The sequence below is a fragment of the Dolichospermum sp. DET69 genome, assembly GCA_017355425.1.
Lineage (GTDB): Bacteria > Cyanobacteriota > Cyanobacteriia > Cyanobacteriales > Nostocaceae > Dolichospermum.
Window position 1 is genome coordinate 3,509,933 of record CP070233.1, and the last position, 17,224, is coordinate 3,527,156.

The window sequence follows — 17,224 nt, forward strand, 5'->3', positions numbered from 1 at the left end:
CACCTCTTCTTTTTTTATTCACAAAACTATCCATATTCATCTTATTTACTTTTAATTTCCTTTAAGTTGATCACGAAGTTCTTCCGCCTTTTTTTTTCCATTCTCAAATTTACCTCTATTATACTTGTCTACTTTATCAATTGCTTTCTGGAATTCTTTAATAGCTTCTTCTAAAAGTTGTATGGCTTTATTCTTATCTGATGGATTTAATTGTTTGGCTTGGTACATTAAGGTTTCACCTTTATTATATAAGTTTAAAGAACAACCTTTATTCAGGTCTGTTGGAGATTGATGACCTTTATTTTGAGGATAACAACTTAACTGAATAGCCTGTTCAAAAGATGCCTTTGCCCTATCATAATCTTGCAAATCTTTTTGAGCATATCCTAAACAAGACCAACCACTAAAATCATTTTGATTATTATTAGTTGCTTTTTCACAAACACTCTCTGCATCTTTATATTTTTTTTGATTATTATAGATTTGTCCTATGCTAACTTGAGGAAGTATATAAGTTTTATCATTTGCTATTTTTTGTGACATATTATAATCTGCGATTGCTTTTGTATATTTTTTTTGACCATTTAGCGCATTTCCTTTTAATAAATAAGCCTCTTTAGATGGACGGATATTGATGGATTTCTGACAATCTATTTCAGCTTCACCATAATTTTCCCGCTCATTTTTTTCCTTACAACTTATCAGCAAAGTCATTTCTGGTGGTTCTGGTCTGTTTAGTTTCCAAACGATATACGCTAAAAATCCTATACTAAATACACTAAAGATGAACAATAATTTCTTATCCTTCTTTAACCATTTCACAATTCCATTTTGAGGTTTGAATCCTCGACCTAAACTCTTCAAATCCTTCAAAACTTCTTGTGCAGATTGATAACGATCTCCTAAATGAAAGCGCACCATTTTAGTTAAAATTTTTGCCAATTTAGAGTTAATCCGGATTCCATTGGGCAAGATTACCTCATTACGCGAATCTTTTTCTAAATCTTGAGGATGTACTCCTGTTAAAAGTTGAATAGCTGTCATCCCTAAAGCATAAATATCACTACTGGGTTTTGGTTGATTTTCTTTTTGTTCAAAAGGCATATATCCATCCGTTCCCCCTGGTTGCTCAACTATTTTGTTATTTCTATACTCTAAAGTAAAAATTTCCTTGAATTTGGAAAAATCAATGAGAATAAATTTTTTATCTTCTGTTCGTTGAATTAAGTTAGAAGGCTTAATATCACCGTGAATAATACCTTGTTGATGGATAGGAGACAATAGTTCTAAAACATCTGTTAAGAAAGCAGTAATTTCGGCTTCATTCCAATGCTTACCTGTTTTAATTTTGTCGCTGAGATTGTCACCCTCTATAAATTCATAAACTAAAGATAAAGTTGTTCCCTCTATAAAGTTATCTAATAAATCTGGAACTTGCTTATGAAGAGAAAAATGTTTTTGTGATTCTAAGGCAGGTTCTAATCGAGATTTTACTTCCTGGACAATATGTGGATTATTAGTTGTCAGAGTAAATTGCTTAACAATACAACGACGGTTTTGTCTAGCACTGTGAGTATCCTCTACTGAATATGTATGACTAAAACCACTACCACCCAAATAGCTAATAATTTTATAGCGTTGAATTAATTTTTGACCCAAGAAAGTTAGTGGTTTTAAATCTACGAGAACATCATTAGCTGTTGAGTAACGTTTTTGTAAACTGACCCGCACCATCTTAGTTAAGATTCTCGCTAAGTTTGGGTTAACGGAAATCAGATTTTTCCATATAACTTCATTATCAGAATCTTTTTCTAAATATTGAGGCCTCACTCCTGTTAAAAGTTGAATTGCTGTCATACCCAAAGCATAAATATCACTGGCAAATTGTGGTTTTCCTGCAAATTGTTGTTCTGGGGGTGTATAACCTGGCGAAAACACAGGCATTGTTGTAACTGTTATGCCATCAGGTTCTAAGGTTAAGGTACTAACTTCTTTAACTGCACCAAAATCAATGAGAAAAATCATTCCATCCTGGTCTCTCTTCATTAAATTTGTTGGTTTTATATCTAAATGTTTAACTTTTTTCATATTGTTATGATGAATGTGATTTAATATTTTTAATACTTCATAGACAACATTAATAACATCCATTTCAGTCAAAGTCTGATCTTTAAAATCCCTACCTTGAATATATTCTTGCACTAAATACAATCTTTGATTTTCTTCAAAATCATCATAAAGTTGTGGTATTTGTGGATGATTTCCTAATACACGCAATATTGCTGCCTCATCTCTGAACATCTTTATGACTGTGTTCCGTGTTTTTGGATCTGTAGAACGGTAGCTTAGGTATTTTATCACCCGATAACATCCTGGTAACTGTATATCTTCTACTAGATATGTCTCACCAAATCCCCCATAACCTATAGGATTTATGATTTTATAACGCCCTTTTATAATTTCCCCATTTTTGTGTTCGTATTCGTGTTCGTATTGTTGTGGCATATAGGGTAGTGCAAGTTATTGTTAAGTAAGTAATTAATTAATTGCAAGTTTAAATACGAATACATCGAATAGAAGTTGATGTATTTTTAGAAACAAAAAACTCCTTGGTGCTGTTTTGGGAGTCTTTTAACCTATTTTTAGGTTTTAATCAATTTTCTGCATAAATTATACTACACTTATTTATACCATTTTCCAGAATATCAGCATTTTTTACTTTCCATCCGATAAATCCTAAAAACAAGCCCTGGCGATTATAAATCACGAAACCACACAAACAAAGTCCACCTGCGTGGACTAAGAAAAACTACTTGTTTTTAGCCCACGGAGGTGGGTTTTGCCTGTGTAGATGCGGTTTCCAACCGCCGATTTAATGTTAATAGGACTCTAATCCTCAAACCAACTGGCACGCCAAGCCGCTTCAGCTTCAGCAATTTTCAGTTCTCGTTGTCTTTTTTGATACTCTCGTCCTAGTTTATTCAATTGCATTAAAATATTCCGAATTCCTTTACGTTCTGATAATAGTGTCGCTTCCGCAAATTCTATTTCTCCTAATCGTAAGTGAATAGCCATAATCTGAGTCAGACTAGAATCTTCAGAATCTTCATCATTACTAATTTCTATAACTAAGTTTAATAGGTTGGGAGGGCTGGGGATCATATTACTAGAAGATTCTGAAGAAGCTGCGGCAGCGGTTGCGGCCATTAAAATCGGTTCTGGTAGTTTTTTGGGTAAAACCCCATTTTTTTGGATTAAAATATTAACTGCTTGGGAGACTTTTTTTAAGGTTTCTTGAATCGCTTCTTCTAAATCTTGTTGCCATTCAACTAGTTCTATGGGGTTAGAAGGATCTAATACTTTAGGCTGTTGTTCATTTTCTCCATTTTCTTCTTTTTCCTCGGTTTCTACTTCAGTTTTTTCTTCAGTTTTTTCTTCTTTTTCAAATTCTACTACTGTTTCTGTTTGGGTATCTTCTGGGGGTTGAATATAACTAATTAATTGTTGAAAGGCTTTTTTACTTAATTTGCGAATACCTTGTTGTAATTTTTGCCGCTGATTTAGTGATAAGTTCAGAAATTCCTCAGGATATCCTTGGGTACACAGGTAATAACTAGCCAAAATCAATTGTTTTTGTAAGACTGGTCCTAGGGTATTTATATATTTAGCATAAGCTGAATTGAGTTCTTGAGCGATCGCGCTAATCGCTACTTTTAATTCATTAATCTCTTTTTCTATCCGTTCAATTGCTCTTGCCATAATTTTATGCTGGTTAGTTGTCGGTAGTCAGTGGTCAGTAGTCAGTGGTCAGTTGTTAATTAATTTTTATAGTGTAAATATATGTAGTTTTGAAAAAATAATCATTAACCTAATAAAATACAGGCCAGCGCCTCACGCATGACCTGTAATAGCAATAGTTATCAGTCACAAGTTCATAATCAGTCACCAATTATTAAGTATATATTCTTAACAACTGACCACTGACTACTGACAAATAACCAAATTACTTAGCACCAATTTGGGCAGCAACTTCATCAGCAAAGCTCATTTCGTTCTTTTCAATGCCTTCACCGAGTATATAACGGACAAAGCGATTGACTTGAATTTCTTCACCAACTGTTGATTTTACTTGCTTCACCAGGTCTTCTACCGAAATACTTTGATCACGAATATAAGGTTGATCTAGTAAAGTCATTTCCTTGAGACGTTTATCAATTCGACCTTGAACAATCTTTTCTTTGATGTTCTCTGGTTTATTGCCCAAATCGTCCTTACCCATTTCGATGCTTTTTTCTTTAGTGACAACTTCAACGGGAATTTGGTCTACACTAACGTACTCGACATTAGGACAAGCTGCAACTTGCATTGCTGCATTTTTAGCCAAAGATTGAAATTCTGCATTAGCAGCGGCTGAAGCACTTTGAGCAGTTAATTCCATTAATACTCCCACACGTCCACCAGTGTGAATGTAGCTATCTGCTATCCCTGGTGTGCTAGTAAGAGAGTAATTAACAAAGCGGCGGACTTGAATATTTTCACCAAGAGTAGCAATGGTTTCTTTGATGAATTCATCAACAGTAACGCTGGGTTTTTCAGCATAAGATTGAGCCAATAAAGACTCCACGCTATCAGTAGTTGCGGCTTGTTGTGCTAGGTTCTTAACTAAGGCTTTAAAAGCTTCATTACGGGCAACAAAGTCGGTTTGGCAATTAACTTCTATCAGTACACCTACCTGACCATCAGGTTGAATGTAGGTATCTACTAGACCTTCTGCGGCAATGCGACTACTGCCTTTATCAGCTTTGGCAATACCCTTTTTCCGTAGCCAGTCTATGGATTCATCGACATTGCCATCATTTTCTTTCAGTGCTTTTTTGCAGTCCATCATGCCAGCACCGGTTTTTTGGCGTAGCTCTTGGACGAGTTTTGCAGATATTTCCGCCATATTGCCTCAATTCTTAACTTGACAGATATAAATATTTAATCAAGATTCTAAGATGAATCGCGCTCATCTTAGAATCATAAGATCACGCGGTAAGCAGGAAACTCAGTCCCTAGGGCTGAGAGGGAAGCGACACGAGCGATTTTAACCGCTGTGGATATTAAAATTGAACCCAGATTTTTGATTGGAACCTGGAAACCAACTCCCATTTCTGAGGTAATGTTAGCTTCGACCTGTTATAAGAGCTTGCTTGAGCTTGTAACACTGTTCCAGTGACCTTAGAACTGTTTAATCACAAGCGACAGAGCAGGGAACTAGCTTCGCATTCCAGGGTGTCATGACTCAAATAACGGCTACCCTTCGACTACGCTCAGGGTGGTCCAGCACGGCTTGCTTGATTACTCTTGCAAGCCCAGTCCCTTTGGGGCTGGGTTACTGACTTAATGCTGATTACAGATGCTTATGCTTCTTCACCTGATGATTCAGTGGTATCACTTTCATCATATTCGTAATCTTCGTCAGCGTAATCGTCGTAATCTTCTTCCGCTTCTAGCTGACCATGACGGCCTTCATAGATAGCATCTGCCAATTTACCGACAATTAGCTTAATGGATCTAATTGCGTCGTCGTTGGCTGGGATAGGAATATCTACAACGTCTGGGTCACAGTTTGTATCCAACATGGAAACAATAGGAATACCCAATTTTTCGCATTCTTGAACTGCGTTATATTCCCGCTTCTGGTCAACAATGACCACAATATCGGGAACTTTCTTCATGTTTTTAATACCACCCAAGTATTTCTGTAGCTTCGTCATTTCTCGACGGAGCATAGAAGCTTCTTTCTTGGGTAATAAATCTAGTGCGCCGGTTTCTTCTCTCCGTTCTAAATCTTTGAGACGTTCGGCTCTGGTTTTAATGGTTGCCCAGTTGGTGAGCATTCCACCCAACCAACGTTGGTTAATGTAGTGAGAACCGCAACGGAGGGCTTCTTGGGCAATAATTCCGGCTGCTTGGCGCTTAGTACCAACAAACAGGAATTTTTTACCTTGCTCTGATTGGGTTCGCATATAGTTATATGCGTTATCCATTAACTGGGCTGTTTGTACCAAGTCAATAATATGTACACCATTTCGTGAGGTGTAGATATAAGGAGCCATTTTGGGGTTCCAACGTCTGGTCTGGTGACCAAAGTGAACACCTGACTCCATCATTTGAGCCAAGGAAACTACTGGCATATTTTGTTACTCCTATTCGGGTTAAACCTCCACCTAGGTGCATTTCTTAAATTCTTGAATTCATGAAACACCCGAATTCCTAGATGTGCGGATTTTAGACAACTGTACTAGGGTAACATAAATATATTCAGTTTTCCCGTGAACCGGGATTTTTTGGGAAATTATCTTTTATGGACAGGTCTAATATGTGTTTTTCTGTATTTACTTATCTTTATACACCTTTGATTTTTTTGTTCGCTTACTTATTGATTTTAATTACAGGCATAGAAGTGGGTATATCTGTAATTGTAATATAGCGGTATGCACTTGAATGAAATACAGTGATTAAATTTCAAAACCTGTAGGGGTTTCCCCCCCCTCTCGATTGTATTGCATCCGGACGATAACCGCTATATAAGGAAAAATTAAGCCTTTAAAACCCACATTTGTGGATTTTGCTTGTTTAGTTGCAGTTTCTAACCGCTCTTACTCATTATCCCCAATATCCCGTTTTGGTGGACGTTTATAGGTAAAAGTAAAACTCTCCCCACTAGCAATTACCTTTCGCATTTCCTCATACATAGGATAACTACCAACACCGCTTAAATTCGCCCAACCTCGCGCCCTAGTTAAAGCCACAAATAACTGATTGCGGAAATTCACATCACTTTCATTTCGCGCCACATTATCAAAACCTACCACATAAATCATATCTGCTTCATGTCCCTTAGCGCGAGTAATGCGTGATACCGTCACACCACCATCACACCAAAATTTATCCGGGTCGTTATGAGGATATTGGGGAGCTAAATCATTTAACTTTAAAGCAGTAGGAATATAAACATCAATGTCCTGTTTCATTAAATAACTAGCAATAGATGTTTCTAACTCTATTGCTTCATAAGATGAACCTAAAACCAAAACCAAAATATCCCGACTGGGGTTAAGTCCGTCATGGACAATATTGTGCATAATATTCTCAGACAACGCCTTCATTTCTGCTTCACGAGAACTATAAGTTTCAAATTCTAAAACAGGTTTTCCCCACAGTTCAGGAATAGGATTTGGTGAAAATTGCGGCTGTCTTTCGACAGTTATGGGTTTACCAACTCGGCGAAAATCTCCCTTAACTTCATAACCAATTCTATGCCAATCATCTTTATTTGTAATTCCTGTTAACATTCCTTCTGGACGCAATAAACCCATACCAATAGCATGAGCAGATGTGAGAATTTGTCCAGGAGTTCGGTAACAACGTTTCATAACTTCGGAACGTTTTATGCCTCCTGAATACTGAGGTTGTTTACTTAATAAATTACTTAAATTTTCTCCAAATATTTCCTTAGCTTTGGGTACTACTAAATTATCCAAACTTTGTGCTTCATCATAGGCCCAAATTAAGCGTCTTTCTTCTGGCTTTTGTACATTTACAGGTCGTAAAGCTTGATAAGCTAACCAATAAATGGCTTGTTTATCTTCATATTTTAAATCATCTTCGGCTACTAAATCTTGACCTTCATCAATTAAGATGGCATCAAACATTGGTTCAATAGTAATTTCTTCTAATAACCGTTTACTTAAATCTATTAAACCGCGATTTGGCTGTCTTTCATTGGTATTTTGCACAGTTCCTGGTCTTTTACCATGATATTCGCAAATGGTTCTATATAAACCTGGTTGTTCTTTTGCCCCCCAGGCATGAAATACTTGTAATTTGAAGTTAGTTTTTGGATTATATTCCATTTCACCACAACTAAAACGCTTGATCCATTGATCTAGTAACCCAATCACCAAATCATATAGAGAACGGGTAAAAAATACTAAAGCAATATCCCAATCTGGATGTTTTAGGTGCATATTTGCGGCTTTTTGACACAGTAAAACGGTTTTTCCTGAACCTGCGATACCGCGAATCCGTTGGGGACCCGGGGGAATTTCTTTACCAATATGTTCTTGTTGTAAATCAATTTCATACAGTCTTTCTCGTAAACTATCAATGACACTAGAACGGGTTTTTCCAGTGGTATTAACTTGATTACGAGGTGGTTTACGCAATACAGGTGTTCCGGCTACAACTGATAGTAATAATTCCCAATCTTTATCTTCTAACTCTGCTCCAGGAATAACAATATTAGCTTGTTGAATCCGTTCAATTAAACCAACTTTTCCTAATTGGTCTTGAAATATAATTGGTGGGCAATCAGGTAATTTATCAAATCCTTTTTGCTGCCATTGTTCTGCGGTAATTTGCGGTAATGCAACTATAGCTCTACCATTAACTTTTCGCCACAGTGCGGTTTCTCTATCACTATATGATATTAATGCTCGCAGTTGATGTTCTGCCTGTTGATAGGGATTTATTTCTGTGATATCACTATTTTGTAATTGCCATTGTTGACCATTAATAGTGGCAATTTGGTCAATACTGATGGATTTTACTTCAACTACAACTATACCAAATTCTCTATCAACTATTAAGATATCTGGCTCTTTTCTAATTTCTCCAGCTTTTGAGAAAATGGGATAACGCCAATATCCAATACAGTTTTTATCAGCAAAAGCACTCCGAAAACCATCCCAAACTTTCTGTTCTCCATCTTGATTTTTGATTGCTTCGGTGGTGATAAACTTGCTACCCTGTTCTTCTATGCCTACAGCCATTTTCTTTACCCGCATAAAATCGTTATGGATTTTAAGCTACCATTACTAATAGTTTATAATATCTATCTGTGGGTAGATGATACTGAGTTTCTAATTTAAGCTTGTCTGATAGCGGAGCGTGGCGTTAGCCATATCAGGATTTTCAGGATTTGAGGATTTTCAGGATTGTCGTTGATGATTTATTTGTCAGTTTAAATATTAATTGTCTGAATCAGGATTTTCAGGATTTGAGGATTTTCAGGATTGTCGTTGATGATTTATTTGTCAGTTTAAATATTAATTGTCTGAATCAGGATTTTCAGGATTTGAGGATTTTCAGGATTGTCGTTGATGATTTATTTGTCAGTTTAAATATTAATTGTCTGAATCAGGATTTTCAGGATTTGAGGATTTTCAGGATTGTCGTTGAGGATTTATTTTTTAGTTTAAATATTAATTGTCTGAATCAGGATTTTCAGGATTTGAGGATTTTCAGGATTGTCGTTGAGGATTTATTTTTTAGTTTAAATATTAATTGTCTGAATCAGGATTTTCAGGATTTGAGGATTTTCAGGATTGTCGTTGATGATTTATTTGTCAGTTTAAATATTAATTGTCTGAATCAGGATTTTCAGGATTTGAGGATTTTCAGGATTGTCGTTGAGGATTTATTTTTTAGTTTAAATATTAATTGTCTGAATCAGGATTTTCAGGATTTGAGGATTTATTTGTCAGTTTAAATATTAATTGTCTGAATCAGGATTTTCAGGATTTGAGGATTTTCAGGATGTGAACTTGCATTTAAAGCTCGAACTTCAGACAATAATCATCGGCAATGACAAATAATGTTCAAAAATCCCCAAATTATAAACATCCTCAAAACACAAACATCCTCAAATCCCAAAAACCCAAACGCAAATAAACATCCTGAAAATCCTTAAATCCTGGATATCCTGATTCTGACAATTAAAATCCTCAAATCCCCAAAACCAAACACAAATAAACATCCTGAAAATCCTCAAATCCTGGATATCCTGATTCAGACAATTAATATCCAAAAACCCAAACGCAAATAAACATCCTGAAAATCCTCAAATCCTGGATATCCTGATTCAGACAATAATTATATAGGACTCACCTGTAATAAATCCAATCCCTGGGCAAAAATATCATCAATGGGTAACATTTCCCCTGATTCAGTCATGAATTTATGGTCTTTTGTAGCGCGAATAATTGCCCCATTTTCTAATAAATATTCATAAACTTCCTGCTGTCCCCGATTATGCCATTGGGCAATTGCTTGAGTATAAAGTGTTCCGTTACTATCAACTGTATACACACTACATTCAATTCGTTTTTCGACAATTTCGCCAATTTCTAAAAAACCATATTCAACTGTTAAAATTTGCGTTTCATAACTTAAACAATATTCGGCAAACTTCAACATATCCCCAAATAAATGTTCTGCAACTTGGGGTTTTACACCATTTTTTGCGGAACCATCAATAAAATTTTGCTTTTGTTTCTCCATTTCCGAGACTTTCTTTTTACCCATAGCCCGACGGAGTAAATCAGCTTGTCCTAAACTATAACCAGCCATATCTTGAGCAATTTTCATAATTTGCTCTTGATAAACCATGATTCCGTAGGTTTCATTTAAGATTGGTTCTAAAATTTGAGTATCATATTCAATTTCTTCTCTGCCATGTTTACGATTAATAAATTTAGGAATTAATCCTGCATCTAATGGACCTGGACGATACAGTGCTAAAATAGAAGAAATATCTTCAATATTTGAAGGTTTCAAATCTCGAACTATCTGTTTCATCCCTGAAGATTCTAATTGAAATATCCCTTCTAAATCACCTGCTTCTAATAGTGAATAGGCTTTAGCAACATCTTTTGGTAAGCTTGTATAATCACCTTTAGATAATATTTTTTGTGCTTTTCTTTCTTGTCCTGTAATTTCATCAGGATCAATTCTATATCCTTTACTTTGTTCAATTAAATCAATGGTTTTTTGAATTAGGGTTAAGTTCCGCAAACCCAAAAAGTCCATTTTTAATAATCCCAATGATTCCAAATCTTCCATGAAATACTGGGTAATTACAGAACCGTCATTATTCCGTTGCAGGGGAACAAGTTCATCTAATGGTTCTGCGGAAATAACGACACCGGCAGCATGAACTCCAAAGGTTTTATTAGTTCCTTCAATTCGGATGGCCATATCAAGCCACCGTCTTACATGAGGTTCATTATCATATTTGGCTTTAAATTCTGGTTCGGGGGTTTCATTAGAAATCATCACTTTGAGTTTTGTCGGTTTACCCCGGACGACTGGAATCATTTTCGCCATTTTATCAGATTCACCATAGGGAATATCTAATACTCTAGCGACATCTTTTAAAACTGCTTTTGATGTAAGACGGTTAAAAGTGATAATTTGAGCGACTCTATCAACGCCATATTTATTAGTAACATAATCAATCACTTTGTCTCGTTGATCAATGCAAAAATCCGTATCAATATCTGGCATTGATTTCCGTTCAGGATTGAGAAATCTTTCAAATAGTAAGCCATGATGTACGGGGTCAATATTCGTGATTTTCATGGCATAAGCTACTAATGAACCAGCCGCAGAACCCCGTCCTGGACCAACAGGAATATTATTATCTCGTGCAAATTTGATATAGTCCCACACTACCAAAAAGTAGGTAGAAAATCCCATTTGCTGAATCATTTTTAGTTCATATTCCAATCTTTCTTTATAGACTTGATCAACTTCGTTGCGAGATTTACGATTTAATCTTTCTAGAAGTCCCAGCCATGCCACTTCTTCGGCATAAGTATCTGGTGTATGTCCTGAAGGGATTGTAGGTGTAGGAATTTGCGGATCACCCATGATGTGATAAGGTTCAACTTTATCAGCAATTTCCTCGGTTGTGGCGATCGCTTCAGCAATGATATCATCTGGTAAATGATCACGAAATAGCTGGTGCATTTCCTCTGAGGATTTGAGGTATTCTGTACCGCTATACCGCATTCTTTTATCTTCGCTAATCAGTTTACCTGTTTGAATACATAACAAGGCATCATGGGCTTCTACGTCAAAACAAGAGATAAAATGGGAATCATTTGTAGCAATAATTTTAATTCCTAGTTCTCTGGCAATTTTGACTATTTCTACATTAACAATCCGGTCTTCTTGAGAACCATGATCTTGAATTTCTAAATAAAAATCTTCACCAAATACATCTTTATACCATTTAGCAACTTTTCTAGCTGCATCTGCCCGATTACTCATAATGGCTTGGGGAATTTCTCCACCTAAACAAGCGCTAGTTACTATTAAACCTTCACGATATTGTTTGAGTAGATCTTTATTAATACATGGACGAGAAAAAATACCTTTGCCTTGTACTCCTTTGAGGTGGGAAATTGTGGTAATTTTAACTAAGTTTTTATAACCTTGAGTATTTTTGGCTAAGACGACTTGATGATATTTGGGACGGCGTTCTTGTTTTTCAATATCACCATTGAGAATATACATTTCGTTGCCAATTATTGGCTTAACATTTTTGTTGCGGCAGATTTTAATGAGTTCAACTGCACCATACATGACACCATGATCTGTGAGGGCGATCGCTTTCATTCCCAATGCGATCGCTCGATCTACTAATTCGGGTAGTTGACTAGCACCATCCAGCAAGCTATAATCACTGTGAATATGTAAAGGAACAAATGACATATTAGTATTTGGTAGAGTAAAGTAATTTTAAATTAACAATTTTTACTATGACGATATCATATAATAACCTATTATGACCAACTATAAATTACTCCCTATTTATTAATTATCAATCAATCCAATAATGATGGCATACTTGAACAGTTTGTCAATATAGTGATGGGGGTAAAAACGGAGAATCAACAACAGTCTCTAAATATATCAGCAGCTACACAAGAACTAGATATCAAGGCAGTTTTAGTTTATATATTAGGAACTATCCTGCAAATAGAAGTGATTACTCTTGTATCGGTGGGAATAGAAAAATTAGTAAATTTGATTGATAAAAACTCTTCTTTTCCCAGTTAGTTTAGCACTTTAGTGACTGCATTATTTTTTAGTTTATTAAGTATCCGTTCCCAAATTTTTTCTCTTTTAGATAATACCCGTTCTCGGATAACTTATGACCAGGTAATCAGACTAAAATAGTCTCCTTCACCTTTAGCATTTCCTATAGTTTTGTGGGTAATTTCTTCTGTATTAATTTGGCAGAAAATAAATCACCAATTTTTAGTTCTACCTTTAATTTTGTTTACAGCACTTCCTGCTGTTATGAGGTACATTATAGCCCCCTCTCGAAGAGCGGGGGGGGTTCTGACAGGTGTAGGTTTTTAATATTTTCTGTAGAGGCAAGACCAGGAAGACAAGGAAGGATAGTAGACAAGGGGGATTTTATCCACAAAACACTCAACTGTAGTTTGTTCTATTACCAATCATACATTCCTTTGTCCGGTTTTCCTCCCTTGTCACCTTGTCTGCCTTGTCCCCCAAGTCTTGTCCTCAAGACAATGTAAAAAACCTACACTTGTCAGGGGAGGGGGTTGGGGAATCAGTAAGTACCTAAAATCAACACCTAAAACTTTTAAAACATCCTCTTACTCAATCAAGAACCGCTGTAAATTGAATTATCTATCTTTATTGATCCGATTAATCTTTAAATCTTGAAAATCCTGATTCTGACAACAATACCTTAACCAAATCAAAAAAATCATTGATTTCTAGGTTGGGTTGAGGGACTTGAAGCCATAACTCAACAAATAAATACGTCGGGTTTCTCTTCGCTCAACCCGACCTACACAAAAATGGCTAAGGTATTGTGACAATAGATTACTTTGATGATTTCATATCTGCTATAGCACCTCTAGTCATGGACGCGATCGCTTTATCAGTGGCTTTAGGTAAGTGATAATATTTACCTCCTGCTGTCTTAGCCAATTCCTTCGCAAAACCAGTGGATACAAACTTACTCTCTGTATCAATTACCAACAACTGCATCCCAGAGGCTCTAATTCTGCCCGCAATATCTAATAATTCGGCTTTGATATCTGGCTTTTCTCCTGGTTCGATGGGTTCACCTAAAGAACGAGCTAAAGGAATATTACCGCGACCATCAGTAATTGCCACGATTACAACCTGACCGATATCTCCACCCATTTGAGCATTTACCCCCACACGCACCGCTTGAGTTAAACCATGGGCGAGAGGTGAACCACCACCACAAGGTAATCTTTCTAAGCGATTTTTGGCTAAAGCAATGGAACGGGTAGGAGGTAATAAAACTTCTGCTTGTTCTCCTCGGAAGGGTATTAAAGATACTTGATCCCGATTTTGATAAGCTTCTGTTAAAAGCTGCATAACTGCACCTTTGGCAGATTGCATCCGATTTAGAGCCATTGAACCTGAAGCATCAACAACGAATACTATTAAAGCACCGGCTTTTCTCACCAACCGCTTAGAACGGATATCTCCCTGTTCAACAATTACTTTTTTATCAGGTTGTCGGGCGCGGCGTGATTTTTGATACGGGGCTGCGGCTCGAAGTGTGGCATCTACGGCTATTCTTCTCGCCTTACCTTTGGGAATCATCGGTTTGATATACCGTCCCCGGTCGTCTGAGAGGATAATACTGCGACTTCCAGATTTACCTTGACGTTGCGCCATTTGGGTAAAATAAAGCACTTCTGGGTCAAGAATTACCCCTTCTGGATCAAAAATAAATTCTTCAGGAATATCTGGGGGTTCTTGCTGTTCTTGTTCTTCTTCTTTCTCTTCTTTATCTTCTTCTTCTTGTTCTTCTTCCGATTCCGACTCGTCTTGATTTTCTTGTGGTGGTGGGGGAGGTGGTGGTGGTTGGTCTGGTGGTGGGGTCTGCACTATAGTTGTTCTGGGAACTATCACCAATTCCACGGCTCGACGTAAATCTTCGGCGGTTACGGTACTGCGTCCTTCTAAGGCTGCTGCGGCTTTGGCAACTCGCACCGCAAATAGTTCTGCACGATGTCCTTCCACACCCCCGCGAATGGCTTCATTGACTAGGTAGGTAATTTGTTCTTGGGTAATAGTGACTTCTTTTAACCATTCCCGGGCCAGGATGATTTGGGTTTTGAGGGAGTCTATGTCTTCGCTGTATTGTTGGAGAAATTCTGAGGGAGACTTAGAATAGGCGATCGCTTGTTCAACTGCCTGTACTCTTTGATCTATACCCAGAACTCCGTCTGCTGATAATGCGATCGCTATTCTATCAAGTAAATGTTCTCTTAACGCCCCTTCTTCTGGATTATAAGTGGCAATAAACAAAGGTTTGCAAGGATGTTGAAAACTTATTCCTTCCCGTTCAATTTGGTTACGTCCATCTGATAATACAGATAAAAGTTGGTTACTAATTTGGTCATCTAATAAGTTGATTTCATCCACATACAGCACACCTCGGTTAGCTGTAGCGAGTAACCCCGGTTGAAAAATTGTATCACCTTGTTTAACCGACTGTTCCACATCCACAGAACCTAAAAGCCGATCTTCTGTCACACCTAGAGGAATTTGCAAAAAAGGTGCAGGGATAATTTCCGTTTCTATCTCCTGTCTTTGTTCAGCTAAAAGTTTATCATCCCATTCTTCTGGATGATCAGGGTCACAGTTGCTAACGGAATTTTTAACAACTTCAATTGGTGGTAATAAAGCGTGAATAGCACGCGCCATCACAGATTTAGCCGTACCACGACGACCTGCAATTACCACACCCCCCAAAATGGGATCTACTGCTGTCAACAGCAAGGCTATCTTAATTGCTTCTTGACCAACTACAGCAGCCAACGGAAAAGCAGTCATTGTTGGGGTAAAAGTAGACGCAGGCATTGTTTCCTTAATAGTTATTATAATTTTAGCATAGCAATTTATGACGCATTTTAGTCAGCGATTAGAAGGCGATTAGAAATCACTTCTACACAAGCAAAGTCCACGCAGGTGGACTAAGGAAAATTCAACCCACGCAGGTGGGTTTTGTCTGTGTAGGCGCGAATTATATTCGCCTTCTTCTTTTACAATATATAATTATGTAACGGTAATTTCTAAAAGGAGCAAGATATATGACTACAATTCAGGCTAAACGCTTCACCCTAGAAGAATATCACAAGCTTACAGAAATAGGCTTTTTACATGAAGATGATCACGTTCAATTAATCAATGGAGAACTTATTGAAATGGTATCAAAAGGGACAGCGCATGAAACTTGTTTAAGAAGCTTATTGCGGCAACTTCCTAAACTTATAGGGAATCAGGCAACTTTGCAATGTCAAGCCCCTATCAGCATACCACCAAAAAGCGAACCAGAACCAGATTTTGCGATTATCAAAAACCGTGATGATAATTATTTATCATCTCACCCACAAGGGACTGATGTGTTGTTAGTTATAGAAGTTGCAGATTCTTCCATAGATTATGATCAAAAGGTGAAAATACCTCTTTACGCAAAAGCGGGAATTGCTGATTATTGGATTTTTAATTTATTAGATAATTACCTGGAATGTTACAGTGAACCATATCAAAATAAACAAAGTATATTTGGGTATGGAAGTAAGCGAATTATTTTACCAAATCAAGTTATATCTTTACCACATTTTTCTGATTTGCAACTTGATTTGAATAGACTATTTCCTTGAAATTTAGATCCCCGACTTCTTTAAGAAGTCGGGGATCTGGTATTCTGATATGGTGTTTTTGAACTTTATATGTCATAAATTATGAACCAGCGACTAACCCAAGAACAATTAAATCAAATAATTGCTGAAGTTCAAGGACTGCAATTACGTCAAGAAGCAGAACTTGATCAACAGCAAGTTAAAGAGATTTTACAAGATTTGAATTTACCACCTGAATTATTAGATGAAGCATTGATTCAAGTTCGACGTAAACAAGCCTTAGAAGTTCAACAACGCCGTAACAAATTAATTACTTTTGGGGTAGTTGCGGCTGTGATTATAGGAATAGGATCAACAGTATTTTTTAATCAGCAACAAGGTTCTTTACTAGCTAATGTTTCTGCACAACAGGATAAAATTACTCTAGAATCAAATAATGGGGACTTAAAAAATATCTCCCGTCAAACTAATTCAGAACTTTTTTACCGTGTGACTTTGAAAAATGCACCTATAGGTAAAAAACTGGCTTTATCTTGTAATTGGATTGATCCAAGTGGTCAAATTGTCAAGCAGAATAATTATCAAACCCGTGAAGTTAAAACTTCTATTTGGGATACATTTTGCCGTTATACTATTAATGCTACAGCACCAGTGGGTAATTGGAAAGTCGAAATGTTTCTAGAAGGACGGAAAATTAGTGAAGAACCTTTTATAGTGCAATAGTT

At 36.7% G+C, this 17,224-nt stretch carries 10 protein-coding genes and 1 pseudogene; 4 read left to right on the forward strand and 7 right to left on the reverse strand.

Features of this window, described 5'->3' with window-relative positions; translation table 11 throughout:
- Positions 1-51: 51 nt before the first annotated feature.
- The 5 genes from EZY12_16030 to EZY12_16050 all read right to left on the reverse strand — a co-directional run bounded on the left by EZY12_16030 (position 52) and on the right by EZY12_16050 (position 8,819).
- Positions 52-2,505, reverse strand: a complete 2,454-nt coding sequence (locus EZY12_16030; GenBank protein QSX66327.1) for a protein kinase — start codon at positions 2,503-2,505, stop codon at positions 52-54.
- 384 nt (positions 2,506-2,889) lie between these two features.
- A complete protein-coding gene (locus EZY12_16035; GenBank protein ID QSX66328.1) occupies positions 2,890-3,759 on the reverse strand; it encodes a hypothetical protein in 870 nt (289 codons plus the stop codon).
- Positions 3,760-4,003: 244 nt separating this feature from the next.
- Complete coding sequence (locus EZY12_16040) at positions 4,004-4,945, reverse strand: elongation factor Ts (GenBank protein ID QSX66329.1); 942 nt, start codon at positions 4,943-4,945, stop codon at positions 4,004-4,006.
- 457 nt (positions 4,946-5,402) lie between these two features.
- On the reverse strand, positions 5,403-6,179 hold the full coding sequence (rpsB, locus tag EZY12_16045; protein ID QSX66330.1) for a 30S ribosomal protein S2: 777 nt from the start codon (positions 6,177-6,179) through the stop codon (positions 5,403-5,405).
- Between the two features lie 465 nt (positions 6,180-6,644).
- The gene (locus EZY12_16050; GenBank protein QSX70698.1) at positions 6,645-8,819 is read right to left on the reverse strand and encodes an NERD domain-containing protein; all 2,175 of its coding nucleotides are present in this window, start codon (positions 8,817-8,819) and stop codon (positions 6,645-6,647) included.
- 149 nt (positions 8,820-8,968) lie between these two features.
- On the opposite strand from EZY12_16050, the gene EZY12_16055 reads away from it, so the two are divergent.
- Positions 8,969-9,538: a hypothetical protein gene (locus EZY12_16055; protein QSX66331.1), complete on the forward strand. Its 570-nt coding sequence runs from the start codon at positions 8,969-8,971 to the stop codon at positions 9,536-9,538.
- 383 nt (positions 9,539-9,921) lie between these two features.
- Here the strand turns inward: EZY12_16055 and EZY12_16060 are convergent, their stop codons facing one another.
- A complete protein-coding gene (locus tag EZY12_16060; GenBank protein ID QSX66332.1) occupies positions 9,922-12,546 on the reverse strand; it encodes a DNA polymerase III subunit alpha in 2,625 nt (874 codons plus the stop codon).
- Positions 12,547-12,654: 108 nt separating this feature from the next.
- Here EZY12_16060 and EZY12_16065 point away from each other — a divergent pair.
- A pseudogene (locus tag EZY12_16065) lies at positions 12,655-13,119 on the forward strand (TspO protein).
- A 573-nt stretch (positions 13,120-13,692) separates the two neighbouring features.
- On the opposite strand, the gene bchD reads toward EZY12_16065, so the two are convergent.
- Positions 13,693-15,717, reverse strand: coding sequence for a magnesium chelatase ATPase subunit D (gene bchD, locus EZY12_16070; protein ID QSX66333.1), 2,025 nt, complete (start codon positions 15,715-15,717; stop codon positions 13,693-13,695).
- Positions 15,718-15,947: 230 nt separating this feature from the next.
- On the opposite strand from bchD, the gene EZY12_16075 reads away from it, so the two are divergent.
- The gene (locus EZY12_16075; GenBank protein ID QSX66334.1) at positions 15,948-16,520 is read left to right on the forward strand and encodes a Uma2 family endonuclease; all 573 of its coding nucleotides are present in this window, start codon (positions 15,948-15,950) and stop codon (positions 16,518-16,520) included.
- A gap of 81 nt (positions 16,521-16,601) precedes the next feature.
- The gene (locus EZY12_16080; GenBank protein QSX66335.1) at positions 16,602-17,222 is read left to right on the forward strand and encodes a DUF3859 domain-containing protein; all 621 of its coding nucleotides are present in this window, start codon (positions 16,602-16,604) and stop codon (positions 17,220-17,222) included.
- The last annotated feature ends 2 nt before the right edge of the window (positions 17,223-17,224 follow it).